Genomic DNA, 26,103 nt, shown 5'->3' with positions numbered 1-26,103 from the left:
GCGAAATAGGTTGTCAGGCGCAGGCGTCAAGAAGATGAATCGGGAAGCGGCTTTTTGGCCCAGATCCCGATCGGGCGGCTTCTACTCCAAGGCATGAGCCGTGCCAACTCCCGCCGGCTAGTTCCCTTGAGCCTATGCTTAAGGGCGGCGGACCATAGGGACGGCCACGGGGCGCGTCAATGCGGAACGGCATAACCATCATGGATTAACCACGGGAGGATCGACCCAGCCCACATTGCCGTCCGCCCGGCGGTAAATGATGTTCACACGGCCGCTCCCACCGTGCTGGAAGACCAGGCAGGCTGCGCCGGTCAGGTCCAATTCCAGCACCGCCTCGCTGACCGACAGCCGCTTCAGCGAAGTGGTCGCCTCCGCGATGATCACGGGACTGTATTCGGTGACTTCCCCCTCGCCTTCCGCCGGCGCCTCGATCACATAGCTTGGCGCATCCAGGGGGACGCCGTTGAGCTCGGCAAGGGCGGCGGAGGCCGCGTAGGCCTTGCGGGCCGAGCGGTCCTTGAGCCGGCTCTTATAGCGGCGCAGGCGCTTCTCGATCATCAGGAGCGCGGCGTCGGCGCTGGCATAGGCGTCGGGGGCGTTCGAATCCGCTTCCAGCGTGATCCCGGAATCCAGGTGCAGCGCACAGTCGGTGCGGAAGCCGAAGCCGTCCTTGCTCAGCGTGATATGGCCGGAATAGTTGCCGTCGAAATATTTCTTCAGAACCTCATCGGTGCGCTCGTTCACGCGTGCGCGAAGCGCCTCGCCGATTGAGATGCTCTTTCCCGAGATTCGAAGAGTCATTGCGTGCCTCTATGCCTATGAAACCCCCGATCGCTTCGGAGGGGTACCAAGACTAGCGCGATTTAACGCGAACGCAATTACACCGGTGCGGTATCGCGCGACCGGTCCGGAGAGGAAGCAGGTGCTGAAAGGGCGTTTCCAAGCATGCTCTGTTTGTCGCGGCGGCGCTGCACCGAGGAAGGAATTCGCATCGCTTCGCGATACTTCGCGACGGTGCGGCGGGCGATATCAATGCCCGACGCGCGCAATCGTTCCACGATCGTATCGTCAGAGAGGATCGCGGACGGCGATTCGGCGTCGATCAACTGCTTGATGTGATGACGCACGGCTTCGGCAGAATGCGCCTCGCCGCCGTCGGCGGAGGCGATCGACGCCGTGAAGAAGTACTTGAGTTCGAAAGTGCCGCGATTGGTCGCCATATATTTGTTGGCGGTCACACGCGACACCGTCGATTCGTGCATCTGAATCGCATCCGCCACGGCTTTCAGATTGAGCGGCCGCAGGTGCGCCACGCCATAGGTGAAGAAGCCGTCCTGCTGGCGCACGATCTCGGTTGCAACCTTGAGGATCGTGCGGGCGCGCTGATCGAGGGCGCGCACCAGCCAGGTCGCGTTCTGCAGGCAATCCGTAAAATAGGACTTGTCGCCGTCCTTTCGGATCGTCTTGGACAGTTCGGCATAATAGGTCTGGTTCACTAGGACGCGTGGCAAGGTGTCGCTGTTGAGCTCGACATGCCAGCCGCCATCGGGCCCCGGCCGCACATAGACGTCCGGCACCATGGTTTGCGTCCGCGACGTGCCGAACTTCAGGCCCGGCTTCGGATCGAGCCTGCGGATCTCGCCGATCATGTCGGTGATGTCTTCGTCGTCGACGCCGCACAGCTTCCGCAGCGATGCGATGTCACGCTTGGCGAGGAGATCGAGATTTTCGACCAGGGCTTGCATCGCAGGGTCGTAGCGATCGAGTTCGCGGAGCTGGATCGCCAGGCACTCGCTCAAGTTTCGCGCGCAGACACCGGGGGGATCGAATTTCTGCAGCACCGAGAGCACTACGTCGACCTCGTGCTGCGGCGCACCGAGCCGCTCAGCGGCCTGTCCGAGGTCAGGCGGCAGGTAGCCGGCCTCATCGACGAGGTCGATCAGATACTGCCCGATCATACGCCGCGAAGGCGAGGCGAACGCGACCGCAAGCTGCTCGGCGAGATGGTCGGCAAGCGTCAGCTCGGCGGCGACAAAGGCTTCGAGGTTGTAGTCCTCATCGCTCGAGGCACCGCCGCCCCATTCGGTATAGGCGGTCGGGGCCGCGTCTTTCGCGGCGCGTTCAGCAGCCTCCGCCGGCTCTTCGGAGAACACATTTTCGAGGCCGGTATCGAGCGTCTGCTCGATCTCGGCGCGGCTGCCGAGATCACGATTCAGCCATTCTTCCTGGCCCGGCTCGAAGCCGTCGGCGGAACTCGCCGCCTCGCCACCGGCTTCGCCATAGCTGGAACCGTCAGTGTCAGAAAATTCCTGCCGCTCCATCGCAGGCTCGCCCGGCACCGGCGGTTCCGGACCGTCGCTACTGCGTTCCAGCAGCGGGTTCCGTTCCAGCTCCTCCTCCACGAAGGCCGAGAGGTCCAGGTTGGACAATTGCAGCAGCTTGATCGCCTGCATCAACTGCGGCGTCATTACCAGCGACTGCGACTGGCGGAACTCTAGTCTCTGGGTCAGTGCCATGGAGGCAGGAACGGTCCAAAAAAGAAGTTGGCTCGATTCTTGCTTAGCCTAGTCCAAGGCCAATGTACACGGCTTGACGGATCGGAAAGAAGGACTAGAGGCGGAATTCTTCGCCAAGGTAAAGTCGGCGGACATCCGGATTGTTGACGATCTCATCCGGACTGCCTTCCGTCAAGATTTCCCCGGCGTAAACGATGTAGGCGCGGTCGGTCAGGCCGAGCGTTTCCCGCACATTGTGGTCGGTAATCAGCACCCCGATACCGCGATTGGTCAGGTGACGGACCAGATCCTGGATGTCCCCGACCGCGATCGGATCGATGCCGGCGAAGGGCTCGTCGAGCAGCATGTAATTGGGCCGCGTCGCCAATGCCCGGGCGATCTCGACGCGGCGGCGCTCGCCGCCGGATAGCGCGATCGACGGTGTCTTTCGCAACCGCGTTATGTTGAACTCGTCGAGCAGCGCATCGAGTTCCGCCTCGCGCTTCTTCCTTGAAGGCTCGACCACTTCAAGCACCGCGCGGATGTTCTGCTCGACCGACAATCCGCGGAAGATCGAGGCTTCCTGCGGAAGATAGCCGATGCCGAGGCGGGCGCGCTGATACATCGGCAGTTTCGTTACATCGTGGCCATCCAGCTCGATGGCGCCGCGATCGGCCTTGATCAGCCCGGTGATCATGTAGAACACCGTGGTCTTGCCGGCACCATTGGGGCCGAGCAGGCCGACCGCCTCGCCGCGGCGGACATAGATGCTGACGCCGCGCACGACCTGGCGGCTGCCGAAACTCTTTTCCACGCTATGCACAGCCAGATAGCCCGGGCGCCGGATCAGGCGCGGCGCCGCGCTGGCGGCCTTGGTCTTTGCGGGCTTGGCGGCGCGCGGGCGCGACCTCTCCTCCCTGGGCGGCTCGGGCGCCGGTTGCGGATGCGGCACTTCCAGGCCGGGCATCGGGGCGGCACGCGCCACCGGCGGCGTATCCCGAACAGAGCTTGTCAGCATCTCGCCAAAGGAATCGTCGAGCGCGGTGATGTCGTCACGCGAACGCGCGAAGCCGGAACTGCGTTTCGCAGGGCGCCTTCGGAACATGCCGAATATGTCCACCATCCCGCTTCGCCAGCCTTTCACGGTATCCCCGGGGACTACGCCCGCGGCCTAATCGATTCGCTCGCGAACCTTGAATGTGCATGGATGCCGTTGCCCTGCGGAATCGCTCGCCCACCCCCTGGCGCGTTCCACCACCGGACGTCCACTCTCTGTTCGGAAAACCGGTTCCCATTTTTCCGGATCATGGCCTAGATACAGTCTCGCCCCGCCGGCTTCAACCTCGCCGCCTCGAGATATTCATTAAGTCATTGATTTATTTCAACTTACTGGACGACGATCCGCCAGACGGGCTACCGGGCGGGGGCGGGCAGCCCCCTTGCCCGCCGCCGCCTTGCCCGCCCTGTCCCTGCTGGATCAGGGCCTGCACCCTGCCGCTATCGGATTCCACGCGCGAGACGCCGGTCGTCATGTCCACCAGCAGCCGATCGCCGCGCAGCACGTTCTTGCACTGCGTCAGCACGACGCCGCCAAGCATGGTGATGAGATTGGCCTTGGTGTCGAAGATCGCGGTCTCCCCGGTGACGACCTGGTCTTTCTGGGTGACCACGACGTTGCCCTTGGCCTCCAGCCGCTTGATCGAGGAGCTGCCGCCCGGCCCCGGCTGGGCCGACTGCATCGGCGCAGATTTTGCGCTCTTGGCGTTCGACGGCGGCGGCGAGCTTTGTCCCGAACTCGATTCATAGAACACGACGAGCGTCTTCGACGTCATGGTGGTGTCGCCCTGTACCACCTTCACATTGCCCGAGAATGTCGCTTCCTTTTTCTTGTCGCGCATCTCGAGCGCCGCCGCCTCGATCTGGATCGGCTGGTCGCGATTCTGGGTAAAGCCCTGCATGGCGTTGGGCACGCCGGAGACTGCGCCCTGCGCGCGCACCGGACCCGGTGCGATCATCGCGAGCACGAAGGCCGCCGTTGCAACACCGCGCGAAGAAAACTGCTTCATGAAGATCATTTCGTGTTGGCGGACTTGCCTGAGCCCGAGCGCGTTTTCTGTGGTGGCGGCGGCGCAGGTGCGGGCGCCGGCTCTGGTTCAGCCTGGGCCGGCGGATTATCCATGATCAAATTCATCACGACATTGCCTTCGAAGCGCACGAGCTCGCCGTTGTTGTAGATCCGGAGCTTGTCGGCGGTCAGCGTGCCGTTCAGCAATTTGACGTCGACATGCTCGTCCGACGTCACCGTGCCCTTGTTCATATCGACGAAGGCTTGCGAGAGCTTGGCCTCATAGCCGGTCGACGATTGCAGGAAGATGTCCTTGCGCAGGTCGAGCTGCTGCTGCTTGCTGTCGAAGAAGCCGGTGCGCGCATCCAAGGTCACCGTGGTGCGGTCTTCCATCAGCATCTTTGCGCGCAGGGTCTGGAGCTCGACATGATCGGGGTCCGTGAGGTCCTGGATCGCCGCCTTGGCCCAGAGCTCGTATGGGCGCTGGTCGGTGGAGAAGCCTGCGAGGTGCGGCGATTCCATCGTGATCTTGGTGCCGGAGACGACCAGGTTGCCGATGTCGACCGGCAGCTTCGGCAACAGCATGCGGAACGGATTGAAGACCGACACCCCAACGATCGCAAGCAATGACAGCACCACCGCCGCAGGGACCGCGATGCGCAGAATCCGCACCATCCGGCTGTGGCGCTCGGCGGCGGCAAAGCGCGCCTCGAGGCCGGCTAGATAGGCTGGGGTCTGGACCGAATTCACCGCTACTCCAAGGGCGCGAAGTCTGGCAAAGGCTTACACCATTCTACCCGGGACCGCCGGATTGCGCAGCCGGGACGTCGCGTCGCGACTGCCGCACACTCGCGTTACGAGTGTGACCGAAACGGGGCGGACGGACGCCTTATCACGCCCGCCTCGGACAGGTTCAGGAATGCGCAAAAATATCTTCGGCTTCCCAGCCGCCGAGATCGAGCCGGGCGCGGGCGGGCAGGAATTCGAAACAGGCTTTCGCCAATTCGGTACGACCCTCACGCGCCAGCATGGCATCGAGCTTTTCGCGCAGCGCATGCAAATGCAGCACGTCGGACGCGGCATAGGCAAGCTGCGCCTCGCTCAGCGTCGGCGCGCCCCAGTCGCTCGATTGTTGCTGCTTCGACAGTTCGATATTGAGCACCTCGCGCACCAGATCCTTCAGCCCGTGACGGTCGGTATAGGTGCGGCTGAGGCGGGACGCGATCTTGGTGCAGTAGACCGGTGTCGGCATCACCCCATAGGCATTGTAGAGCGCCGCGAGGTCGAACCGCGCGAAATGGAAGATCTTCAGGATATTCGGATTGGCGAGCAGCGCCTTCAGGTTCGGCGCATCGCCGGGCGCCGCTGGCACCTGCACGACGTCGGCGGTGCCGTCGCCACCCGACATCTGCACTACGCAGAGCCGGTCGCGATGCGGATTGAGCCCCATGGTTTCGGTGTCGATCGCAACGGCATCCTTGTAGCGGGACAGGTCCGGCAAATCGCCGCGGTGCAGGCGAATGGTCATGAAAGCGTGCCTCGGTCAAAAAAGTTCGATTCGAGGCGCGACACTAGCCTCCAAAGCGCGAGGAGGCGAGCGCCGGGAGGCCCTCAGATGCATCAAAAACGACCATTTATCGGGGTTTTCCGTCGTACCAAGCAGGGCAGTCGGGTGGCCCGCAAAGGATGTGGCACGGCCCGCGCTTGTCCTTGTAGAAACTAGGGAATTTTGCTTCGTTTGTTGATAGGATCAAAGAGGCAGGAACCGGGTGAATATGCCGTAACCTGGGTTGCGCGCTGCGCTCCACCCGGGCCACCGGCTGCAAGCTGGACCAACGGAGCAAACCCGTGCACAGCGAGAATCGACAGGCTCATTGGCAAAGCGTCTACACCAGCAAGTCCGAGAACGAAGTCAGCTGGTTTCAACAGAGCCCAACTCCTTCAATCGAATTGATCATGCAGGTCGGAGCGACGCGCGCCTCCGCTATCATAGACATCGGCGGCGGTGCTTCACGTTTGATCGATAACCTCATCGAGAATGGGTTCGAAGATGTGACCGTGCTCGATATATCCGAAGCTTCGCTGCAGGTTGCCAGAACCCGTCTTGGGGACCGGGCTACAAAGGTCGATTGGATCGTCGCTGACGTCACGACGTGGGAGCCGCGAAGGACCTACGACATCTGGCATGATCGTGCCGCTTTCCACTTCCTGACCGAGCAGCGCGACCGCAGTGCCTATGTCGACCGCTTGAAGCAGGCGGTGAAGGTCGGAGGCCACGCGATCATCGCCACCTTTGCATTGGACGGACCGGAGCGCTGCAGTGGCTTGCCTGTGGTGCGCTATGACCCTGAAAGCCTCGGCCGGATTCTGGCTCCCGCGTTCCAGCTCACCGACCACCGACAACATAGGCACGCGACGCCATGGAGCACGCAGCAGTCGTTCCAGTTCAGCCTATTCCGCAGGACCGACCTCCCCTGACCTTGGCAGCGTCTGGACTTTAGCGCGCCCGCTTTGTACGGACGATCTCCTCCCGAAGAGGCCGGGAGATCGGGATACGATCAGGACGATGCGCCGAATACCCAGACCGCTCCAATCGATGAAGCTCCTGCTCGCCTGGATGATGCCGCAAGGCACGTCGTTCGAGACCTATGCAACAGGGTCGAAGCTGCGCTTCTTCGTCCAGTGCCGCGACGTCATCGGCCGCCACATCGCTAAATATGGCCGGTTTGAACCGCAATTGACCGACTGGATTGGCGAGTACCTGCAAAACCGACCGAAGGGGATCGTCGTCGACGTCGGCGCCAATCTCGGCTGGCACGCGGTGCATGCGGCTCAACATGCCTCCGTCACCACCGTGGTAGCGTTTGAACCGGATGCGACCAACGCCTGGCTGCTCGATCGCAATCTCACGGTCAACGACATCGACAAGGTCGTCGTCTACCCCTGCGCCGTCGGAGCCGCCGCCGGGCACGCGCACCTGCACCGTTACAAGAGGTCCAACAACGGGCGCCACTCGCTGATCAAGAACTATGGCCTGGGCTCGCGCATGGTCCCGCTGACCGATGTCGATTCCGCGCTCGACGCCCTTGGGCTGGCGCAGGACAGAATTTTATTGATGAAGATCGATGTCGAGGGCTTTGAGCCCGCGGTTCTCGCCGGCGCCGTCAAGGCACTCGAGCGCGCCGATGTCGTCATCACGGAGTACTCGCCTCAATTGAGCCGCGACGGCGATCTGTCGGTCGAAGGGATGGTCGATCGGCTGCTTGCGGCTGGATTTGTCGCGCATCAGCTCGCTGGCACGTCGTCCAAGGCCGTCCGCGTTGAGCTCAAGGATCTGCGCCGCATCGAAGACCAGACCGATATCCTCTGGATCAAGCCAACAAGGAACGGCGGCGCCGGCGCCTCATCCGGGCAGGCCGAGCAGCCGGCGGGATGATGGCATGCCGCGGCTGTCGCTCATCGTCATCACCAAGAACGAAGAGCACTGCATTGCGCGGTGTCTGCGTTCGGTCGATGCGGACGAGATCATCGTTGTCGACAGCGGCAGCACCGATCGAACGGTGGAGATCGCCCGCGAGAGTGGCGCGCGTGTGGTCGTGACATCGGATTGGCCGGGATACGGGCCGCAGAAGAGCCGCGCGCTGGAGTTGGCGCGAGGCGACTGGGTTTTGTCGCTTGACGCCGACGAATGGATCGAGCCGGAATTTGGCGAGCGGATCAAACGCGCCATCAACGCGCCAGATGCGCCTGCCGCCTACCAGACGCTCCGGCGGTCGCGTTTCTGCGGCAAGGCGTTGAGATTCGGAGGCTGGTCTTCCGATTATATCGTCCGCCTGTTTCGGCGCGGACAGGCCCGGTTTTCAGACGATCTGGTCCACGAGGGGCTGATCGTGGACGGCCCCATCAGGCGGATCGATGTCACCATCGAGCATGATTCGATCGAATCCTGGTCCGACGCCGAGGACAAGATCGACCGCTATTCGCGAGCCGCGGCGGAGCAGATGAACGCCCGTGGCCGCCGCGCAGGCCGGTTCGCTGCGCCTCTGCACGGTCTGGCCGCTTTCCTGAAAGTCTACGTTCTGCGCCTGGGCTTCCTCGACGGCGCCGCCGGCTGGGGCGTGGCCCAGTACAACCGGCAATATTCCGCCGCGAAATGGCGGCGTCTCGCGGAATATTCAGCGCACGCCAAGCGTGAGCGTTGATGGCAGCGAGCCGGAGAGCTTGTTCACATGCTCGGCGGCCTTGCCGTTAACGATTTGCGGCATGGCTGAGCGCGGCGCTAGTTGCCCGTACCAACCGTACCTCGTCTCCTCGCCGCCTTCATGTCAGCGATTGCGTCTTCCATGATCGTTGCCGGCACGAAGCTTGGCGGAAACGAACGCGGCGGAAACTCCTTGAATGTGGCCACGAACTGGAAAACATCGTCCATCGCGCCGTAGACCCCACCGATCTGATTGAGATTCCAGTCCCAGTAAGTGTTGGAGGTGATGTCCGCCCGCTCGAACGGATCCTGGAACAGGTTGTAGATCTTCTGCAGGCGCAATCTCGTGAAAGGCTCGGCCCAGACCTGCAGCTGCCCCGGAGCGCGTTGCTCGGCATAGACATATTTGTAGTCGCCCTTTCGAAAGGCGACGAGCAGACCATCGTCGTCGGCGTAGAAGAACTTGTCGCGGGCGCTCTTGACCCCGTTGTTGTTTGCCGCGGTCCCGCTCACGTTGCGGAGGAATTGCGACTGGTCGTAGCCGTCGAGATGCACCTTGTAGTCGATGCCGTTGGCGGTGTAGCCGGCGCGCAGCTTGTTGACGATATCGCCTTCTCCGGCGATCGCGCACAGCGTCGGTATCCAGTCGTTGTGGCTCATGAGCTCATTGGTGACCGTTCCACCCCTGATCACGCCGGGCCAGCGAACCAGGCAGGGCACGCGGAACGCGCCTTCCCAATTGGTGTTCTTTTCCGAACGAAACCAGGTCATGGCGCCATCCGGCCAGGTGTTCATGTGAGGTCCGTTGTCGCTGGTGTAAACGACGATGGTGTTGTTCGCGATGCCCATGTCGTCGAGCGCGCGGAGCAGGGCCCCGATCGTGTCGTCGTGCTCGATCATGCCGTCGACATACTCGCTGTCGCCGTGCGTGTAGCGCCCGCGATGACTGTCGCGCACATGCGTTCGCAAATGCATGCGTGTGGAATTGAACCAGCAGAAGAAGGGCCGCCCCGCTGATTGCTGGCGCTTCATGAAATCGATCGCCGCCGCCGAGGTCTCGTCGTCGATGGTTTCCATTCGCTTCTTGGTGAGCGCGCCGGTGTCCTCGATCGTCTGCTTGCCGACCCTTCCGAAGCGCGGATCGACGGTCGGATCGTCGCGGTCGCTTGCCTTGCACCTCAACACCCCGCGCGGTCCGAATTTGGCACGGTAGGCGGGATCCTTCGGATAATCGGGCAGCTCCGGCTCTTCCTCGGCGTTGAGGTGGTAGAGATTGCCGAAGAACTCGTCGAAGCCATTCACGGTCGGCAAGGTTTCGTTGCGATCGCCGACGTGATTCTTGCCGAATTGCCCGGTCGCGTAACCGAGCTGCTTGAGCAGGCCGCCGACTGAAGGATCACGCTGGCTCATTCCCATCGGAGCCCCGGGGAAGCCTACCTTCGTCAGTCCGGTCCGGATTCCATGCTGCCCGGTCAGGAACGCCGCTCGACCTGCGGTGCAGGACTGCTCGCCATAGTAATGCAGGAATCTGATGCCCTCGCGGGCGATCCGGTCGATATTGGGCGTCTCATATCCCATGAGACCGCCGGAATAGGCGCTGATATTCGTGATGCCGATATCGTCGCCGAAGATGACGAGAATGTTCGGCTTGCGGTCGCCGGGCAGTGGCGATGCGGCGGGAGCCGGCGCGGCGGACTTCTGGTCCTGGCCGAGCGCCTCAGAGGTCAGCGTTGCGGCGACCAGGGCCGTCCCGCTCAAAAGCAAGTTGCGGCGATCGAGAAACGACTGTTTCCTCTCCGAATTCATCGTTCACTCCCATTTCTGACTACGCACCTGAAACCGACATGGCTCGTCGACGTGTCGACCGGTTCGGCATGCCGGGCGGCGGGCCGATACCGGCGGCAATAGTTCGGCGCGCACAGATGCGAGCCGCCCTTCAAGACTTTGCGGGGGATGCGGATGTTCGGTTGACCTGGATCAAAGCTCGCGCGCTCGGGGCCGCCGCGCGGATTCTGCGGAATGCAGCAAGGTTTGGCGCTGTCAGCTTCGTGACGGGCCGACCACCAGTCGGCGGTCCATTCCCAGACATTGCCGATCATGTCGTAGATGCCGTAGCCGTTCGGCGGAAATGCCGTGACGGGCGAGGTACGCGGAAAGCCGTCTTCGCAGATGTTCTGGATCGGGAAGTCGCCTTGCCAGGTGTTGGCCATGTGCCTGCCGTCAGGCGTCAGCGTGTTGCCCCAGGCGTATTCCTCACCATCCAGACCGCCCCGCGCGGCAAGCTCCCATTCGGCTTCGGTGGGAAGCTGCTTATCTATCCATTTGGCGTAAGCGAGCGCGTCGGCATACGAAACGTGCACCACCGGATGGTCGTCGAGGTCCTTGATGTTGCTTCCGGGTCCGTACGGGCGCCGCCAGTTGGCGCCCTTCATGAACGTCCACCACTGGCTCCAGTCGCGCAGATTGTGCACGCGACGTGGCGGCGAGAACACCAGCGAGCCGGCATAGATCATCTTCGGCAGGGCGCCGGGATAGTCTTTCGGGTTCGGCGGAATCTCCGCCGTGGTGACATAGCCGGTCGCGTTGACGAACGCCTTGAACGCGCGGTTGGTCACCGGCGCGCGGTCGATCCAGAAGCCGTCCACGCTTACCCGATGGCTGGGCGCCTCTTCGGGGTAGTGATTGTCGGACCCCATCCGGAAAGTCGCGCCGGGAATCCAGATCATATCGCCGGCAGCGAAATCGGTCGGCCGCCCCGTGCGCTCGATACCCGACTCCAACATTCCCACTTCCCGACACGGATCAGCGACTACCGCCGGCACGTCCCCGAAATTCAGTCAAAGCGGTCAAGGACGTGGCAAAAATCTACCACAGGTGGCGAGCCGGAAAAATGTCACTGCTGCTGACCTACGAGCGTTGAGCAGTCAGGACCGTAGCTCGGCCGAGCCCGGTCAGGAATCAGCGGCTCGAAATCAGCGATTCAACCCCTTGCAAAGAACGGTGGTGCCCAGGAAAGGACTCGAACCTTCACGGCCGTGAGGCCACTGGCACCTGAAGCCAGCGCGTCTACCAATTCCACCACCTGGGCACGTGGCGGGGTTAGTAAGGATCGGTCGCGCGCTTGTCAAATAGACGATCGGAAACTCAAATAGTCTGTACAGGGTGACCGCGATGGCGTATCGCGACATCCGGCCCAACAGGCTCCAAAATCGCAGCTATTTCGACCCCGCAGGAACTGACCCATGGCATCGAACCTGGAAACGCTCGTCACGGTTTTCGGCGGATCGGGCTTCCTGGGGCGGCACGTGGTCCGGGCGCTGTGCAAGCGGGATTACCGCATCCGCGTCGCCGTCCGGCGGCCGGAACTGGCCGGGCACCTGCAGCCGCTCGGCAAGGTCGGCCAGATCCACGCCGTCCAGGCCAATCTGCGCTACCCGGCCTCGGTGGTATCAGCGATGCGTGATTCGCACGTGGCCATCAACCTGGTCGGCATCCTCGCCGAAAGCGGCGAACAGACCTTCGAGGCGGTCCAGGCCAAGGGCGCCGAGGCGGTGGCCGCCGCTGCGAGCGCCGAGGGCGCCCGCGTGGTGCATGTCTCGGCGATCGGCGCTGATGCCGATTCGGCTTCCGCCTATGCCCGCGCCAAAGCGGCTGGCGAGAAGGCGGTGCTGGCGGCCTCGCCATCGGCCACTATCTTGCGCCCGTCGCTGGTGTTCGGGCCGGAGGATCAGTTCACCAACCGTTTCGCGGCGATGGCCCGGATGTCGCCGGCGATCCCGCTGGTCGGCGGCGGCCTGACCAAGATGCAGCCGACCTTTGTCGGCGACGTCGCCACCGCGGTGGCCGATGCCGTCGACGGCAAGACCAAGCCGGGCGCGACCTACGAGCTGGGTGGCCCGGAAGTGCTGACCATGCGCGAGATCATGGAGACGATCCTTGAGATCACCGATCGCGACCGCGCGCTGGTCTCCCTGCCGTTCGGCCTTGCCAGGATCCTGGCCGCGTTCCTGCAATTCGCGCCGGGCGCGCTGAAGCTCACGGCGGATCAGGTCGAGCTGCTGCGCAAGGACAATGTGGTGTCGGATACGGCCAAGGCCGCCGGCCTCACCTTCGAGGGGCTGGGAATCACCCCCGATTCGCTGGAAGCCATCGCCCCGCAATATCTCTGGCGCTTCCGCCCGGCCGGGCAGTTCGAGCGCAAGAACGCGTATCGTCCGCCGTCCGGGGCTTGATCCGGCACGCATAACCACGAATGTCGATATGAAGCGAAGCTACGTCCGCAGCTTCCCGCCTCTCCCCTTGTGGGAGAGGCCGGAACGCATGCAGCGAAGCGGAATGCGATCCGGGTGAGGGGTCTCTCTCAAGCGACTACCGTACTCGCGGAGAGAAACCCCTCACCCGGATTTCCCGCTGACGCGCGAAATCCGGCCTCTCCCACAAGGGGAGAGGCGGAACGGAGCAGCGAAGAGATTCCGTACAGCCGCCTGACCCTTACCTTCCGAGCGCCAGCGCGATCAGGCCGAGCGTGCCGACGATCACGCGCCACCACGCGAACAGGGTGAAGCCGTGGCGCGTGACATAGGAGAGGAACGTCTTCACCACGACCACGGCGGTGACGAGCGAGACCACGAATCCGATTGCGACGATCCATAGATTGTCCGTCGTCATCTCGGCGCGGTTCTTGTAGAAATCATAGGCGAAGGCGCCGATCATGGTCGGGATCGCCAGGAAGAATGAGAACTCCGCCGCCGCGCGCTTGTCGGAGCCGAGCAGCATCGCCGCGACGATCGAGGCGCCGGAGCGCGACACGCCCGGGATCATCGCGACGCACTGCGCCATGCCGATCCACAGATACATCAGCAGCGGATATCTCGTCGCGTCATGTTCGCGCGGCTTGAGCTCAAGCTGATCGACCCACAGCAGGATGGCGCCGCCGACGATGAGCGAGAAGCAGACGATCCATGGATTGAACAGAACACTCTTGATGTATTTGCCGGCAATGAGGCCGACGATGACGGCGGGCAGGAACGCGACCAGCACGCCGATGACGAAGCGCCGGTCATCCGCATTGGAGAACATGCCGAGCGCGACACGCGACAATTTGCCGAAATAGAGTCCGACGATGGCAAGGATCGCGCCGAGCTGGATCAGCACGGTGAAGCTGTCCCAGAAGGCACCTTCGCCGAGACCGAAGAATCGTTCCGCCAGCAGGAGGTGGCCGGTCGATGAAACGGGCAGGAACTCCGTGACGCCTTCGATTATGCCCAGAATCACCGCACGTAACGTATCGGTCATCATGATGTGGCCTGCTTTTGCTGGAGAAATCGGGTGCTTCTCGCCTATTCCCCGTTTTGCTGCAATCGCTAAAAACGCCAAACATGGGTTGCCTGATTCGTCTGATTGGCTAGAGCATGATCCGGAGAAGTGGCAGGCCGGTTCTGCGCAAAGATCATGCTCAAACAAAGACATGGGACCACGATCCGATTTCATCTGATCGCATCGTGAATTAGTGTCCCGGGTCTGCCGCGGCTTCGACAAGATCAGGCCGTGAACTGCTGAAGGACTTCATGTACACGCTGTTTCATCATCCGTTCTGTCCGCATTCCCGTTTCATTCGCCTGGTGCTCGGCGAATACGGGCTCGATCTGCGGCTGGTGGAGGAACGGGTCTGGGAGCGTCGCGAGGCCTATCTGGCGCTCAATCCGGCGGCAACGACGCCGACCTTGATCGCCGAGGGTTTCCCGCCGGTTCCCGGTGTCGGCGTGATCGCCGAATATCTCGACGAGGCGCATGGGCTCAATGCCGGCGACCGGCGCCTGATGCCGACCTCGATGGCCGAACGCGTCGAGGTGCGCCGGCTGATGTCGTGGTTCAACGACAAGTTCTTCGAGGAGGCCTCCAATCCGCTGGTGACCGAGCGCATCTACAAGCGTTTCATGAGCGAGGAGGATGGCGGAGGCGCGCCGAATGCGGAGGTGCTCCGCGCGGGCAAGGCCAATGTGCGCTATCATCTGACCTATATCGGCTGGCTGGCGCGGACGCGGAACTATCTCGCCGGCGACCGGCTCACTTACGCGGATCTCGCCGCCGCGGCGCATCTTTCGGCGATCGACTATCTGGGCGACGTGCCATGGAGCGAGGACGACGCAGCAAAAGCGTGGTACGCGCGGGTGAAATCCCGCCCGTCGTTCCGCCCGCTGCTCAGCGAATGGCTGGCGGGCGTGCCGGCGTCGCGGACCTATGTGGACCTCGACTTCTGACCCCACCGCCCAAGCTTTCACCGGCCGATCTCAGATCCGCGCTCGAGCACGAAGCCCGCGCGCTCGGCTTTGACTGCATCGGGGTCACCGATCCCGGCGCGATCGGCGGCGCGGCGAAATATTTCCGCGAGTTCCTCGACCTGGGCGGCCATGGCGACATGGACTGGCTCGCAGCGCATCCTGAGCGCCGCAGCGATCCGCGCGTGCTCTGGCCCGGCGTGCGCTCGATCATCATGCTCGGCGTCAACTACGGGCCGGACCAAAACCCGCTCGAGATCCTGAAGCGCCGCGACCGCGGCGCGATCTCGGCCTACGCGCAGGGCGATGATTATCACGACGTGATCAAGAAGCGGCTGAAGGCGCTGGCGCGGTGGCTGGTCGCGACCAGCGGCGATGAAGTGAAGGTGTTCATCGACACCGCGGCCGTGATGGAAAAGCCGCTCGCGCAAACCGCCGGCCTCGGCTGGCAGGGCAAGCACACCAATCTGGTGTCGCGCGACTTCGGCTCATGGCTGTTCCTCGGCGCGATATTCACCGCAAGCGAGCTGCCGCGCGATGCCGCCGACATCGATCATTGCGGCTCCTGCACCGCCTGCCAGGACATCTGCCCGACCGCGGCATTTCCCGCGCCCTACAAGCTCGATGCGCGGCGCTGCATCTCCTATCTCACCATCGAGAGCAAGGGACCGATCCCGCGCGAATTCCGCAAGGCGATCGGCAATCGCATCTATGGCTGCGACGATTGCCTCGCGGTATGCCCATGGAACAAGTTCGCGCAGACCGGGCGCGAAGCGAAACTCGCAGCGCGCGAGGCATTGCGCGCGCCAGTGCTTGCCGACCTCGTGCGGCTCGACGATGCCGCGTTCCGCGCGCTGTTCTCGAAATCGCCGGTCAAGCGCATCGGCCGCGACCGCTTTGTCCGCAACGTGCTGATCGCGATCGGCAACTCCGATGATGCCGCCTTGGCCGGCGAGGCCGAGCGCTTGCTCGACGATGCAAGTCCGCTGGTTCGCGGCGCAGCGGTGTGGGCGTTGTCGCAACTGATCGAGCCACAGGCATTTGCCGCGCTGGCCTCCAAGACGGTCGATGCGGAGACTGATCAGCGCGTATGCGAAGAGTGGCGGCTCGCGGCCCTTACTTCATGAGATGCCGCGCCATTTCGGGACGCGCCTTCAGCGCGTCACCCTGCTTGGCGACGATCTTTGCGATTCGCTCCGGCGCAAAGTGCATATCGACGAAGGCAGGCGCGGTGTTGGCGACCTCGTGATATTCCGCGATGCGGCCATCGCGAAGGCTCATGATGGCGACGCCCTCGAACATCGCCCGCGCGCCACCTGCCTCCGGCAGCGTCGAGCGGTAGCTGAAGGTGTAGCGCGCATAGAGCGTATGGCCGTCGCTGACGGGGTCGTGCATGTCCCAGCGGAAGTCGGACGCGGTGCGATAGAACAAATCGTCGATCATGCCAGCGATCTCGGCATGTCCCGTGAAGGCGCCATAGAACACGTCGTGATAGACGCCGTCTTCCGTGAACAAATCAGCGAATGCAGCGCCCTTCCGCTGTTCGACCGCATCGCAGAAGGCGCGAAGCAGGCTCGTTGTGTCCATTGTTATTCCTCCCTGCCGTCATGCCCCGCCACCGGGTCCCGCCTTCGGCGGGCCCGATGACAGGCTCCGGCGGGGGCATCCAGTATTCCAGAGACTTCGATGGGAATCGATAAGCCACGGCGTACTGGATCGTCCGCCGGAGCCTGTCATCGGGCGGCCATTCGGCCGACCCGGTGGCGGACGATGACAGCGGGGTGTGGCCCGCTACCCCATCTCCTTCACTGCGGCGATGATCCGGGCGATGTCCTGCGGGCGCGACAGGCGGTGGTCGCCGTCCTGGATCATGGTCAGCACCACGTCCTCGCTTGGCAGCCGATGTGCCAGCGTGAACGCGTGCTGCCAGGGCACGTCGGGATCCTGCGCGCCTTGCAGGATGCGCACCGGGCAGCCGACATCGATCTTGGCCCCGAGTAACAAATGATTACGCCCCTCCTCGATCAGCGCCCGCGTGATCGGATAGGGCGTATCGCCATATTGCGAGGGCCGCAGCCAGACGCCCCTGGTCTCGATCTCGGCACGAATTTCCGGCGAAAAGCCCTTCCACATCAGCTCTTCGGTAAAATCCGGCGCCGGCGCGATCAGCACCATCCCCGCGAGCGAGGCGCTGATATCAGCACGCCTGGCAAGCTCGCGCGCCAGCAATAGCGCCATCCAGCCGCCCAGCGAGGAGCCGATCACGACCTGCGGCCCGCTGCAGAACCGCGCGAACACCGCGACACTCTCCTCGAGCCAGCGCCCGATGGTGCCGTCGATGAACTTGCCGCCGGATTCGCCGTGGCCGGAATAATCGAACCGGACAAAGGCGCGTTCCTGTTCCACGGCCCACGCGTCAAGCGCAACCGCCTTGGTGCCCTTCATGTCGGAATTGAAGCCGCCGAGCCAGAATAGCCCGGGGTTGCGACCTCCGCGCGCACGCACCGCGATGCGGCGGCGTTCGGCGCTGTTCCCTACCTCGATGAACTCTGGTTCCTGGTCGATCGTCGCGGAGGTGGTCATGGGATCGTCATTCTCATCAGTGCGTTTTCGATGGGCACGGGCAAACCGTGAGCAGGGAACGTGTCTCGCCTTGTAGAGTATCCGCTCACCAAATATCTGCCCTATCGCGTGACCTAAATGCCGCGCATTTGACGGTTTTAGGATGCAACTTGCGAGCACGCTTGCCCGTTGCCACGTATTGCTTCAAAATATCGCCTTCCTTCACAACTTTGGAGAGTTACCCATTCGCCGTCCCAATAGAGCCCCGCCCGCTGTCGCCAAAGACGGGCCGCGCACCAACGATGAAATCCGCAACGCGCAGATCCAGCTAATCGATCAGAACGGTACCAATATGGGCACCGTGGAAACCATGGTGGCCATTAAGATGGCCATGGAAGCCGGTATGGACCTGGTCGAGATTTCGCCGAACGTGAGTCCTCCGGTCTGCAAGATCATGGACTACGGCAAATATAAATATTCTGCGCAGAAGAAAGCCGCCGAAGCCCGCAAGAAACAGAAGGTCGTCGAGATCAAGGAGATCAAGCTCCGTCCGATGATCGACGATCACGACTACGACGTGAAGATGCGCGCGATGCAGCGCTTCTTCGAGGAAGGCGACAAGGTCAAGATCACCTTGCGCTACCGCGGTCGTGAAATGGCGCACCAGGAAATCGGCACCAAGCTGTTGGACAAGGTCAAGGCTGACGTCGCGCAATACGCCAAGGTCGAGCAGGACGCGAAGTTCGAGGGACGTCAGGTCGTGATGGTGCTGGCGCCGCGCTGAGGCGAATTGTCGATCGATGAAAGGAAACGCCCCGCCGGACCGATCCGGCGGGCGTTTTCGTTTCCCTTCCCGCAACCCTCCGCCGTCATTCCGGGGCGTCCGAAGGACGAGCCCGGAATCCATCGGGCGGCTGAGTACGCGGCTAAATGGATTCCGGGCTCGCGCTTCGCGCGCCCCGGAATGACGGCGGAGGGTGTCGGGTCCGCCGGAAGCTCTAAAACATTGACCTTCTGCGGAGGTCGCGCTTGCGGGGGAGGCAAGAGACCCCCTCGTTCCGGGATTGCCAATTCGCCCCTGCTCTGCCATAAGCGCAGCCTTCGCCGCCCGGCTGATCAAGGGCTGCCGTGGCGACGTTCTGTGCGGGTTATTTCATTTGCGAAAAACCTGAGCACATTCAACGCTCTAACGAGCATTTTAGTCGGCCGACGCCCCCCGCAGGGCGGTTTCGTGCTGGCGTTTAAGGAGAGCCAAATGCCCAAGCTGAAGACCAAATCGGGCGCCAAAAAGCGCTTCAAAGTGACCGGTACCGGCAAGGTGATGCACGCCCAGCGCGGCAAGCGCCACGGCATGATCAAGCGGACCAACAAGCAGATCCGCCAGCTGCGCGGCACCCGCGTGCTGTTCAAGACCGACGGCGACAACATCAAGAAGTACTTCTTGCCGAACGCCTGATCGCGCCTGAGCCGAGCTGCGTTCCACACAGCTCCCGTCACCACTTCAGAAATCCAAGGATTTAAGTCATGTCTCGCGTCAAACGCGGTGTGACCGCCCACGCCAAGCACAAGAAAGTCTACAAGGCCGCCAAGGGCTATTACGGCCGCCGCAAGAACACCATCCGCGTCGCCAAGCAGGCGGTCGAGAAGGCCGGCCAATATGCGTTCCGCGACCGTAAGCGCAAGAAGCGCACCTTCCGCGCGCTCTGGATCCAGCGCCTCAACGCCGCCGTCCGCCCGTTCGGCATGACCTACAGCCGCTTTATCGACGGCCTCTCCAAGTCGGGCGTCGTCGTCGACCGCAAGGTGCTGTCGGATCTCGCGATCCACGAGCCGGCCGCGTTCCAGGCGATCGCCGAGAAGGCCAAGGCCGCGCTCGCGGCCTGATCCGGCTCTTCGAAGTTTCTTGAAGTCGTCATGGCCGGGTAAGAGCGCGAGGGACATCTTTCGCGCTTCAGCTCGGTATGACCGGCTAGGAGCGACGGCTTAGCATCCTGGCCAAGAGGGATTGCTATGACCGATCTTGCTCAACTCGAATCCCAGATCCTCGCTGACGTTTCCAACGCCGGCGACGAAGCAGCGCTGGAAACCGTGCGCGTCGCCGCGCTCGGCAAGAAGGGCTCGATCTCGGCGCTGCTTGCCACCCTCGGCAAGATGTCGCCGGAGGAGCGCAAGACACAAGGCGCGGCGATCAACCTGGCCAAGGACAAGGTTGCCCAAGCGCTCGCCGAGCGCCGCGAAGTGCTAAAGGCCGCCGCGCTCGATGCCCGGCTTGCATCTGAGACCATCGACGTCACGCTGCCGCTGCGCGAGGCGCCGGCGGAAACGGGCCGCATCCATCCGCTCAGCCAGGTCTGGGATGAGCTGACGGCGATCTTCGCCGACATGGGATTTTCGGTTGCCGAAGGCCCCGACGTCGAGACCGACGACTACAACTTCACCAAGCTGAACTTCCCGATCGGCCATCCCGCGCGCGAGATGCACGACACCTTCTTCTTCAATCCGAAGGAGGACGGCTCGCGCATGCTGCTGCGGACCCACACCTCGCCGGTGCAGGTGCGCACGATGCTGACACAGAAGCCGCCGATCCGCGTGATCTGCCCCGGCCGCACCTATCGCATCGATTCGGACGCGACCCATACGCCGCAATTCCACCAGGTCGAGGGGCTCGTGATCGACAAGGAGTCACATCTCGGCCACCTCAAATGGATCCTGCATGAGTTCTGCAAGGCGTTCTTCGAGGTCGACCACATCAACATGCGCTTCCGGCCGTCGTTCTTCCCGTTCACCGAGCCGTCGCTGGAAGTCGACATCCAGTGCCGCCGCGACAAGGGCGAAATCCGCTTCGGCGAGGGCGAGGACTGGCTGGAGATTTTGGGCTGCGGCATGGTGCACCCGAACGTGCTGCGCGCCTGCGGCCTCGATCCCGACGTCTACCAGGGATTCGCCTGGGGCATGGGCATCGACCGCATCGCGATGCTGAAATACGGCATGAGCGACCTGCGCCAATTGTTCGACAGCGACGTCCGCTGGCTCAGCCACTACGGCTTCAAGCCGCTGGATCTTCCGACGCTGGCCGGAGGGTTGAGTACGTGAATCTGAGTGCTGTGCCCGAGCAATATCGGAACCTGCGCGCGTTCGCCTTCGGCGACGGCCCCGGGCTTGCCGACGAATTGCTCGAACTCGTCATCAAAGGCATCAAGAGCGCGACCTGCAGCACCGAGGACGAGCCGAACATCTCGACATCGGGCGAACGCTGGATCGTGCTCGACGGCCGCGGCGAACCGGCTTGCGTCATCGAAACAACCGAAGTGACCTATCGCCGTTTTGGCGAGGTCGACGCCGCGTTTGCCTACGAAGAAGGTGAAGGTGACCGCAGCCTACAATATTGGCGGGACACGCACCGCCGCTATTTCGGTCGGCAGGGCAAATTCAGCGAAGACATGATGCTGATGTGCGAGCGTTTTCGTCTGGTTGAGGTTTTTCGCGATCACAGGTTGGCATCATGAAGTTCACCCTCTCCTGGCTGAAGGAACATCTCGACACCGACGAGCCCCTGGAAAAGCTCGCCGACAAGCTCACCATGATCGGGCTCGAGGTCGAGAGCATCGAGGACAAGGCGAAGGTGCTGGCGCCGTTCACCATTGCGCGGGTGATCTCGGCCGAGCAGCATCCGAATGCCGATCGTCTGCGGGTCTGCATGGTCGACACCGGCAACGGCGCTGCGCCGGTGCAGGTGGTCTGCGGCGCGCCGAATGCGCGCGCCGGCCTGATCAGCGTGTTCTCTGCCCCGGGCACCTTCATTCCCGGCAAGAACATCACGCTCGGCGTCGGTACGATCCGCGGCGTCGAGAGCCGCGGCATGCTGTGCTCGGCGGCCGAACTCGAGATTTCCGACGATCATGACGGCATCATCGAATTGCCCGCTGATGCGCCCGTCGGCCAAGTCTATGCCGAATGGGCCGGCCTCGGCGATCCCGTCATCGAGATCAACCTGACGCCGAACCGGCAGGATTGCACCGGCGTGCACGGAATCGCGCGCGATCTTTCCGCCGCCGACATGGGCAAATTGATCGAGCCCGCCATCAAGCCGATCAATGGCGAATTCCCTTCGCCCGTGACGGTGACGGTGGAAGACGCCTCGCTCTGCCCGGGCTTCGCGCTGCGGCTGGTGCGCGGCGTGAAGAACGGCCCGTCGCCGGAATGGCTGCAGAAGCGCCTGGCTTCGATCGGGCTGCGGCCGATCAATGCGCTGGTCGATATCACCAACTTCATGACCTACGATCGTGCGCGTCCCCTGCACGTGTTCGACGCCAAGAAGGTGAAGGGCAATCTGGTGGTGCGCCGCGCCCGCGACGGCGAGACCCTGCTCGCGCTCGACGGCCGCACCTATACGCTGGATTCCTCGATGTGCGTGATCGCCGACGACGCCGGCGTCGAATCGCTCGCCGGTATCATGGGTGGCGAGGCTTCCGGCTGCGACGAGAACACCACCGACGTGCTGATTGAATCGGCGCTGTGGAATGAGATCAACATCGCCCAGACCGGACGCAAGCTCGGCATCAATTCGGATGCGCGCTATCGCTTCGAACGCGGCGTCGACCCGGCCTTCATGGTGCCGGGCCTCGAGCTTGCGACCAAGATGGTGATGGAATTGTGCGGCGGCGCGCCGTCGGAAAGCATCGTCGTCGGCAATCGCTACGGCGACGACCGCGTGATCGATTTCCCGCTGACCGAGGTCAAGCGCCTCGCCGGAATCGAAGTCCCGCTGGTCGAGACGAAGCGCATTCTCAGCCATCTCGGCTTCATGGTCGCGGGCACCGGCCCTGTGGTGAAGATCGCGGTGCCGTCCTGGCGCACCGATGTGCATGGCAAGGCCGACATCGTCGAGGAGATCGTCCGTATCGTCGGCGTCGACAAGGTGCCGATGACGCCGTTCGATCGCGGCGAGGAGCCGCGCAAGCCGGTGCTCACCTCTATCCAGCTCCGCACCCGCCGTGCCAAGCGCGCACTGGCCGCGCGTGGCATGGTCGAGGCGGTGACCTGGTCGTTCATCTCAAAGCCCGCAGCCGAATTGTTCGGCGGCGGACAGGCCGAACTGGCGCTTGCCAACCCGATTGCCTCTGATCTCTCGGACATGCGGCCGAGCCTTTTGCCTGGCTTGGTCGCAGCCGCGCAGGCGAACATCAACCGCGGCTATCCTGACGTCGCGTTGTTCGAGGTCGGGCAGGTGTTCAAGGGCGACAGGCCGGAAGACCAGTTCGTTGCCGCTTCCGGCGTGCGCCACGGCTTCGCCTCGCTGGAAGGCGTGGGGCGGAGCTGGTCCGGTTCGGCAACGGCTGACGCATTCGACGCCAAGGCCGACGCGTTCGCGGTGCTGGCTGCGGCGGGCACGCCAGTGCAGGCGCTGCAGATTGTGCCGGGCGGGCCCGCCTGGCTGCATCCCGGCCGTTCCGGAACGATCCAGATGGGCCCGCAGAATGTGCTCGGCTATTTCGGCGAGTTGCACCCGCGTGCGCTCGAGGCGCTCGGCGCCGATGGCCCGATGATCGCGTTCGAGGTGATCCTCGACCGTATCCCGGAGGCCAAGCGCAAGCCGACCCGCGCCAAGCCCGCGCTCGAACTCTCCGCGTTCCAGCCGGTGTCGCGCGATTTTGCCTTCATCGTCGACCGCAGCGTCAAGGCGGCGGATATCGTTCGCGCCGCACTGGCCGCGGACAAGAAGCTGATCACCGATGTCACCGTGTTCGACGTCTATGAAGGCAAAGGCATGGAGGACGGCAAGAAGTCGATCGCGATCGCGGTCACCATTCAGCCGCGCGAGAAGACGCTGACCGACCAGGAGATCGATGCGGTAGCGGCCAAGATCGTCGCTGACGTCACGAAGAAGACCGGCGGCACTCTCCGGGGATGAGCCCGTTTGGTCTCATCCCTTCGGAGGTTGGCCTTAACGTTGCGCTGGCAATCTGTGCCATCGCCTTTGTCTCGGGAACGGCGCGCGGCTTTTCCGGTTTCGGCTCCGCGCTGATCTTCATGCCGCTGGCAAGCAGCATCGCCGCGCCCCGCCTGGTCGCAGCGCTGCTGCTGATCATCGACTTCGTCGCAGCGATGCCGCTGGCTCCGAACGCGTGGAAGCACGCCGATCGCAAGGCCACCGCGATCATGGTGCTCGGTGCGCTCGTCGGCGTGCCGATCGGCACCTATTTTCTCAGCGTGCTCGATCCCGTGACCACGCGCTGGATCATTTCCGGCTTCGTCGCTGCGCTGATGGTGCTGCTCTTGTCGGGCTGGCGCTACCGCGGCAAGGACCACGCGGCGCTTTCAATCGGCATCGGCGGCCTCTCCGGCTTCTGCAGCGGGCTCGCGCAAACGGGCGGTCCGCCGATCGTCGGCTACTGGCTCGGGCGCCCGATCAGTTTCACGGTGGCGCGCGCCAATATCGTGCTGTTCTTCGGCGCCTCGGATTTCTTTTCCCTCGTGAGCTATTTCTTTACCGGCCTGATCACCACCGATTCCATCAAGTTCTCGCTCGTGGTCGGGCCGGTCTACGCCATCGGCGTCTGGTTCGGCGCCTCCCTGTTCGGCAAGGCCAGCGAACGTGTCTTCCGCGCCATCTGCTACGCCCTGATCGCCGCCGCCGTCATCGCCGGCCTGCCCATCCTCGACGGCGTGCTGCGGGGACGATAGATTCGGGTGTTGAACGCGGGCGGAAAAAAGCCAAGGGAGGAATCCATGATCGATCGCCGGAATGCGCTAAAACTGGCGCTCGGGGGCGCCGCCGCACTTACCGCACCGGCCGCGCTGGCACAGGCCGCAAAGCCTCGAACGCGGATCGTGTTTCTCGGCACCAAAGGCGGCCCGCGCGTCGGCATTGGCGCTTCAAATCCCGCCAACCTCGTTGTGGTCAACGACACGCCGTTTGTCATCGATTGTGGCATGGGGGTGAGCCGTCAGCTCGTGAATGCGGGCGTGCCAATCCCTTCCATCAAATACATCCTCATCACCCACCATCATTCCGATCACAATCTCGAGTACGGCAACCTCTTCTACAATGCCTGGGCCGCCGGGCTATCCACGCCAATCCATTCGTTTGGGCCGAAGGGGATCGAGGCGATGACGAAGGCGTTCTGGGAGCTGAACAAATTCGATGTCGAGACCCGGATCGAGGATGAAGGCCGGCCCGATCCGCGCAAATTGCTGATCGCGAAGGACATCGACGACGGTGTGGTGTTGAAGACATCCGAGGTGACGGTCACGGCCTTCCGCACGCCGCACCCACCCATCGTTGACAATTTCGCCTACAAGTTAGAGACGCCCGATGGCACCATCGTGTTCTCTAGCGATACTGCCTACAATCCGAAGCTCGCTGAATTCGCTGAGGGAGCCGACGTGCTGGTGCATGAATGCATGTATCTGCCTGCCGTCGATCGGCTGGTCGCTAAAACGAAGAACGGCGCAACGCTGAAGAAGCATCTTCTCGAGAGTCACACCACGACCGAGGATGTCGGCCGCGTGGCGGCGGCCGCGGGAGTCAAGGTGCTGGTGATAAGCCATTTCGTCCCCGGAGACGATCCGCTGGTCACTGACGAGAATTGGACCGAAGACGTGAAGAAGAATTTTTCCGGCCGCATCGTGGTAGCAAAGGATCTGATGGAGTTGAAGCTGCCGGTGTGAGTCGCATGTCAACGGCGATCACGGTGATCGCCGACCATGCTACAGGGGTTGTGTGCAGCACAGCAAGGATATCGGCACGACGAAGAGCCGAGCAGCACTACTGCACGAGCCGAGCGCGCAGCCGTGTAAATTCGGCGTCGCTGATCGACCCTGCCTGTTTCAGCCGACCGAGCTTTTCGATTTCGTCTGCGGCGCTGAAACCAATCGCGCTCCTGAGTTCGTCGCGCGCCTGCCGAGCTTGTTGCAAGTTGCGCTCCGCCATGCCTCTTCCCTGAAAGATCAGGTATGCAAGCATGAAAATGAATGGAAATATGATCCATCCTATCACCCATAGCGCCTTGACCCAGCCGGAAATGTCGTGGCGTCGGAATAGATCGGAAGCGACGGTAATGAGCAGCCAGAACCACACGATGAAGAAGAATATGGTGAGGACGTCCAGCAGGAAATTTCGATAGGTGAAGCCCTCCTGAAAGAAGAACATTGCGATCCTCCTCTGCCTGCCACTGCGTGCAACAGTTCCAGCCGACCCGATATTGTTCCTTAAAGCGCGATCCCGCCGCCAGCGTTTGATTTAGATCAATGCACGTCGGATCGAGGATCAATCAGGCGACGCCCCCGATGTCTTCAACCTATGGCTGCTTTGCCCTTAAGAACGGAAGCCGCTCGGGTACACGCCTTCCGACTAGTGCGTGATGAGATAAGGTCGAATTGTGTTCCCACGGGCGCTGCCTCTTCTCACCTCTCCCATAGGGAGGGTAGTGTGCGGAAGGTTCTGCAAAAGCCTGAGAGGCTGGAGCGGTCATGGTAAGTCCGGTGATTGCGAAGATCACC

General features: G+C 62.8%; 26 protein-coding genes and 1 tRNA gene. 14 read left to right on the top strand and 13 right to left on the bottom strand.

Going from position 1 to position 26,103, the window contains the following annotated elements; all coding sequences use genetic code 11:
* Positions 1-198 precede the first annotated feature (198 nt).
* The 6 genes from hpf to ACZXDY_RS23285 all read right to left on the bottom strand — a co-directional run bounded on the left by hpf (position 199) and on the right by ACZXDY_RS23285 (position 6,088).
* A complete protein-coding gene (gene hpf / locus ACZXDY_RS23310; protein ID WP_028164845.1) occupies positions 199-801 on the bottom strand; it encodes a ribosome hibernation-promoting factor, HPF/YfiA family in 603 nt (200 codons plus the stop codon).
* Positions 802-878: 77 nt separating this feature from the next.
* Positions 879-2,516 (bottom strand): RNA polymerase factor sigma-54, encoded by a 1,638-nt coding sequence (rpoN, locus tag ACZXDY_RS23305; protein ID WP_464347102.1) that lies wholly within the window; start codon positions 2,514-2,516, stop codon positions 879-881.
* A 94-nt stretch (positions 2,517-2,610) separates the two neighbouring features.
* A complete protein-coding gene (lptB, locus tag ACZXDY_RS23300; protein WP_464347101.1) occupies positions 2,611-3,618 on the bottom strand; it encodes an LPS export ABC transporter ATP-binding protein in 1,008 nt (335 codons plus the stop codon).
* A 253-nt stretch (positions 3,619-3,871) separates the two neighbouring features.
* Complete coding sequence (locus ACZXDY_RS23295) at positions 3,872-4,570, bottom strand: LptA/OstA family protein (protein ID WP_464347100.1); 699 nt, start codon at positions 4,568-4,570, stop codon at positions 3,872-3,874.
* Entirely contained in the window at positions 4,567-5,310 is a 744-nt protein-coding gene (gene lptC, locus ACZXDY_RS23290) for an LPS export ABC transporter periplasmic protein LptC (RefSeq protein WP_028164841.1), read from the bottom strand. Before lptC ends, ACZXDY_RS23295 begins: the two co-directional genes overlap by 4 nt.
* A 163-nt stretch (positions 5,311-5,473) precedes the next feature.
* Positions 5,474-6,088 carry a ribonuclease D gene (locus ACZXDY_RS23285; RefSeq protein WP_464347099.1) on the bottom strand — a complete coding sequence of 205 codons (615 nt, stop codon included), beginning with the start codon at positions 6,086-6,088 and terminating at the stop codon, positions 5,474-5,476.
* 320 nt (positions 6,089-6,408) lie between these two features.
* Here ACZXDY_RS23285 and ACZXDY_RS23280 point away from each other — a divergent pair, with 320 nt between their 5' ends.
* The 3 genes from ACZXDY_RS23280 to ACZXDY_RS23270 all read left to right on the top strand — a co-directional run bounded on the left by ACZXDY_RS23280 (position 6,409) and on the right by ACZXDY_RS23270 (position 8,762).
* On the top strand, positions 6,409-7,038 hold the full coding sequence (locus tag ACZXDY_RS23280; RefSeq protein WP_464347098.1) for a class I SAM-dependent methyltransferase: 630 nt from the start codon (positions 6,409-6,411) through the stop codon (positions 7,036-7,038).
* 118 nt (positions 7,039-7,156) lie between these two features.
* On the top strand, positions 7,157-7,996 hold the full coding sequence (locus ACZXDY_RS23275) for an FkbM family methyltransferase (RefSeq protein ID WP_464347097.1): 840 nt from the start codon (positions 7,157-7,159) through the stop codon (positions 7,994-7,996).
* A gap of 4 nt (positions 7,997-8,000) precedes the next feature.
* A complete protein-coding gene (locus ACZXDY_RS23270; protein ID WP_464347096.1) occupies positions 8,001-8,762 on the top strand; it encodes a glycosyltransferase family 2 protein in 762 nt (253 codons plus the stop codon).
* A gap of 77 nt (positions 8,763-8,839) precedes the next feature.
* On the opposite strand, the gene ACZXDY_RS23265 is transcribed toward ACZXDY_RS23270, so the two are convergent.
* From ACZXDY_RS23265 to ACZXDY_RS23255, 3 genes are all read right to left on the bottom strand, one after another.
* Positions 8,840-10,567: an arylsulfatase gene (locus ACZXDY_RS23265; RefSeq protein WP_464347095.1), complete on the bottom strand. Its 1,728-nt coding sequence runs from the start codon at positions 10,565-10,567 to the stop codon at positions 8,840-8,842.
* Positions 10,564-11,544 (bottom strand): formylglycine-generating enzyme family protein, encoded by a 981-nt coding sequence (locus ACZXDY_RS23260; protein ID WP_464347094.1) that lies wholly within the window; start codon positions 11,542-11,544, stop codon positions 10,564-10,566. The genes ACZXDY_RS23265 and ACZXDY_RS23260 overlap by 4 nt, the downstream gene beginning before the upstream one ends.
* Before the next feature lie 218 nt (positions 11,545-11,762).
* Positions 11,763-11,849: transfer RNA gene (locus ACZXDY_RS23255), tRNA-Leu, on the bottom strand.
* A 154-nt stretch (positions 11,850-12,003) separates the two neighbouring features.
* On the opposite strand from ACZXDY_RS23255, the gene ACZXDY_RS23250 reads away from it, so the two are divergent.
* Complete coding sequence (locus ACZXDY_RS23250; protein WP_028164836.1) at positions 12,004-12,993, top strand: complex I NDUFA9 subunit family protein; 990 nt, start codon at positions 12,004-12,006, stop codon at positions 12,991-12,993.
* Positions 12,994-13,252: 259 nt separating this feature from the next.
* On the opposite strand, the gene ACZXDY_RS23245 is transcribed toward ACZXDY_RS23250, so the two are convergent.
* Positions 13,253-14,059 (bottom strand): undecaprenyl-diphosphate phosphatase, encoded by an 807-nt coding sequence (locus ACZXDY_RS23245; protein ID WP_028164835.1) that lies wholly within the window; start codon positions 14,057-14,059, stop codon positions 13,253-13,255.
* Positions 14,060-14,328: 269 nt separating this feature from the next.
* Between ACZXDY_RS23245 and ACZXDY_RS23240 the strand changes: the two genes are divergently transcribed.
* Positions 14,329-15,021, top strand: a complete 693-nt coding sequence (locus ACZXDY_RS23240) for a glutathione S-transferase family protein (RefSeq protein ID WP_028164834.1) — start codon at positions 14,329-14,331, stop codon at positions 15,019-15,021.
* A complete protein-coding gene (gene queG, locus ACZXDY_RS23235; protein ID WP_464347093.1) occupies positions 14,970-16,166 on the top strand; it encodes a tRNA epoxyqueuosine(34) reductase QueG in 1,197 nt (398 codons plus the stop codon). Before ACZXDY_RS23240 ends, queG begins: the two co-directional genes overlap by 52 nt.
* Here queG and ACZXDY_RS23230 read toward each other — a convergent pair.
* Both ACZXDY_RS23230 and ACZXDY_RS23225 read right to left on the bottom strand, forming a co-directional pair.
* The gene (locus tag ACZXDY_RS23230) at positions 16,156-16,626 is read right to left on the bottom strand and encodes a nuclear transport factor 2 family protein (protein ID WP_464347092.1); all 471 of its coding nucleotides are present in this window, start codon (positions 16,624-16,626) and stop codon (positions 16,156-16,158) included. The two genes, queG and ACZXDY_RS23230, sit on opposite strands and share 11 nt — an antisense overlap.
* A gap of 204 nt (positions 16,627-16,830) precedes the next feature.
* Positions 16,831-17,622 (bottom strand): alpha/beta hydrolase, encoded by a 792-nt coding sequence (locus tag ACZXDY_RS23225; RefSeq protein WP_464347091.1) that lies wholly within the window; start codon positions 17,620-17,622, stop codon positions 16,831-16,833.
* Positions 17,623-17,845: 223 nt separating this feature from the next.
* Between ACZXDY_RS23225 and infC the strand changes: the two genes are divergently transcribed.
* The 8 genes from infC to ACZXDY_RS23185 all read left to right on the top strand — a co-directional run bounded on the left by infC (position 17,846) and on the right by ACZXDY_RS23185 (position 25,272).
* Positions 17,846-18,385: a translation initiation factor IF-3 gene (gene infC / locus ACZXDY_RS23220; RefSeq protein WP_130229242.1), complete on the top strand. Its 540-nt coding sequence runs from the start codon at positions 17,846-17,848 to the stop codon at positions 18,383-18,385.
* Positions 18,386-18,856: 471 nt separating this feature from the next.
* The gene (rpmI, locus tag ACZXDY_RS23215) at positions 18,857-19,057 is read left to right on the top strand and encodes a 50S ribosomal protein L35 (RefSeq protein WP_028164829.1); all 201 of its coding nucleotides are present in this window, start codon (positions 18,857-18,859) and stop codon (positions 19,055-19,057) included.
* Positions 19,058-19,125: 68 nt separating this feature from the next.
* Entirely contained in the window at positions 19,126-19,485 is a 360-nt protein-coding gene (gene rplT / locus ACZXDY_RS23210; protein ID WP_027581334.1) for a 50S ribosomal protein L20, read from the top strand.
* Between the two features lie 126 nt (positions 19,486-19,611).
* On the top strand, positions 19,612-20,694 hold the full coding sequence (gene pheS, locus ACZXDY_RS23205) for a phenylalanine--tRNA ligase subunit alpha (RefSeq protein ID WP_464347090.1): 1,083 nt from the start codon (positions 19,612-19,614) through the stop codon (positions 20,692-20,694).
* Between the two features lie 2 nt (positions 20,695-20,696).
* Entirely contained in the window at positions 20,697-21,107 is a 411-nt protein-coding gene (locus ACZXDY_RS23200) for an ASCH domain-containing protein (RefSeq protein WP_464347126.1), read from the top strand.
* Positions 21,104-23,512: a phenylalanine--tRNA ligase subunit beta gene (gene pheT, locus ACZXDY_RS23195; protein ID WP_464347089.1), complete on the top strand. Its 2,409-nt coding sequence runs from the start codon at positions 21,104-21,106 to the stop codon at positions 23,510-23,512. The genes ACZXDY_RS23200 and pheT overlap by 4 nt, the downstream gene beginning before the upstream one ends.
* On the top strand, positions 23,509-24,285 hold the full coding sequence (locus ACZXDY_RS23190) for a sulfite exporter TauE/SafE family protein (protein WP_464347088.1): 777 nt from the start codon (positions 23,509-23,511) through the stop codon (positions 24,283-24,285). The genes pheT and ACZXDY_RS23190 overlap by 4 nt, the downstream gene beginning before the upstream one ends.
* 45 nt (positions 24,286-24,330) lie before the next feature.
* Positions 24,331-25,272 (top strand): MBL fold metallo-hydrolase, encoded by a 942-nt coding sequence (locus tag ACZXDY_RS23185; RefSeq protein ID WP_464347087.1) that lies wholly within the window; start codon positions 24,331-24,333, stop codon positions 25,270-25,272.
* 97 nt (positions 25,273-25,369) lie between these two features.
* Here ACZXDY_RS23185 and ACZXDY_RS23180 read toward each other — a convergent pair whose 3' ends face one another.
* Positions 25,370-25,753 (bottom strand): SHOCT domain-containing protein, encoded by a 384-nt coding sequence (locus tag ACZXDY_RS23180; protein WP_028164823.1) that lies wholly within the window; start codon positions 25,751-25,753, stop codon positions 25,370-25,372.
* Positions 25,754-26,103 lie beyond the last annotated feature (350 nt).

This window comes from Bradyrhizobium sp. LeoB3 (assembly GCF_055456055.1).
The sequence above is the reverse complement of the archived record's forward strand: the minus strand, read 5'-3'. Positions and strand labels throughout refer to the sequence as shown.

Coding starts and splice junctions, on each gene's coding strand:
- hpf (WP_028164845.1), bottom strand. CDS start 801: ATGACTCTTCGAATCTCGGGAAAGAGCATCTCAATCGGCGAGGCGCTT.
- rpoN (WP_464347102.1), bottom strand. CDS start 2,516: ATGGCACTGACCCAGAGACTAGAGTTCCGCCAGTCGCAGTCGCTGGTA.
- lptB (WP_464347101.1), bottom strand. CDS start 3,618: ATGGTGGACATATTCGGCATGTTCCGAAGGCGCCCTGCGAAACGCAGT.
- ACZXDY_RS23295 (WP_464347100.1), bottom strand. CDS start 4,570: ATGATCTTCATGAAGCAGTTTTCTTCGCGCGGTGTTGCAACGGCGGCC.
- ACZXDY_RS23285 (WP_464347099.1), bottom strand. CDS start 6,088: ATGACCATTCGCCTGCACCGCGGCGATTTGCCGGACCTGTCCCGCTAC.
- ACZXDY_RS23275 (WP_464347097.1), top strand. CDS start 7,157: ATGAAGCTCCTGCTCGCCTGGATGATGCCGCAAGGCACGTCGTTCGAG.
- ACZXDY_RS23270 (WP_464347096.1), top strand. CDS start 8,001: ATGCCGCGGCTGTCGCTCATCGTCATCACCAAGAACGAAGAGCACTGC.
- ACZXDY_RS23265 (WP_464347095.1), bottom strand. CDS start 10,567: ATGAATTCGGAGAGGAAACAGTCGTTTCTCGATCGCCGCAACTTGCTT.
- ACZXDY_RS23260 (WP_464347094.1), bottom strand. CDS start 11,544: ATGTTGGAGTCGGGTATCGAGCGCACGGGGCGGCCGACCGATTTCGCT.
- ACZXDY_RS23250 (WP_028164836.1), top strand. CDS start 12,004: ATGGCATCGAACCTGGAAACGCTCGTCACGGTTTTCGGCGGATCGGGC.
- ACZXDY_RS23245 (WP_028164835.1), bottom strand. CDS start 14,059: ATGATGACCGATACGTTACGTGCGGTGATTCTGGGCATAATCGAAGGC.
- ACZXDY_RS23240 (WP_028164834.1), top strand. CDS start 14,329: ATGTACACGCTGTTTCATCATCCGTTCTGTCCGCATTCCCGTTTCATT.
- queG (WP_464347093.1), top strand. CDS start 14,970: ATGGCTGGCGGGCGTGCCGGCGTCGCGGACCTATGTGGACCTCGACTT.
- ACZXDY_RS23230 (WP_464347092.1), bottom strand. CDS start 16,626: ATGGACACAACGAGCCTGCTTCGCGCCTTCTGCGATGCGGTCGAACAG.
- ACZXDY_RS23225 (WP_464347091.1), bottom strand. CDS start 17,622: ATGACCACCTCCGCGACGATCGACCAGGAACCAGAGTTCATCGAGGTA.
- rpmI (WP_028164829.1), top strand. CDS start 18,857: ATGCCCAAGCTGAAGACCAAATCGGGCGCCAAAAAGCGCTTCAAAGTG.
- rplT (WP_027581334.1), top strand. CDS start 19,126: ATGTCTCGCGTCAAACGCGGTGTGACCGCCCACGCCAAGCACAAGAAA.
- pheS (WP_464347090.1), top strand. CDS start 19,612: ATGACCGATCTTGCTCAACTCGAATCCCAGATCCTCGCTGACGTTTCC.
- pheT (WP_464347089.1), top strand. CDS start 21,104: ATGAAGTTCACCCTCTCCTGGCTGAAGGAACATCTCGACACCGACGAG.
- ACZXDY_RS23190 (WP_464347088.1), top strand. CDS start 23,509: ATGAGCCCGTTTGGTCTCATCCCTTCGGAGGTTGGCCTTAACGTTGCG.
- ACZXDY_RS23185 (WP_464347087.1), top strand. CDS start 24,331: ATGATCGATCGCCGGAATGCGCTAAAACTGGCGCTCGGGGGCGCCGCC.
- ACZXDY_RS23180 (WP_028164823.1), bottom strand. CDS start 25,753: ATGTTCTTCTTTCAGGAGGGCTTCACCTATCGAAATTTCCTGCTGGAC.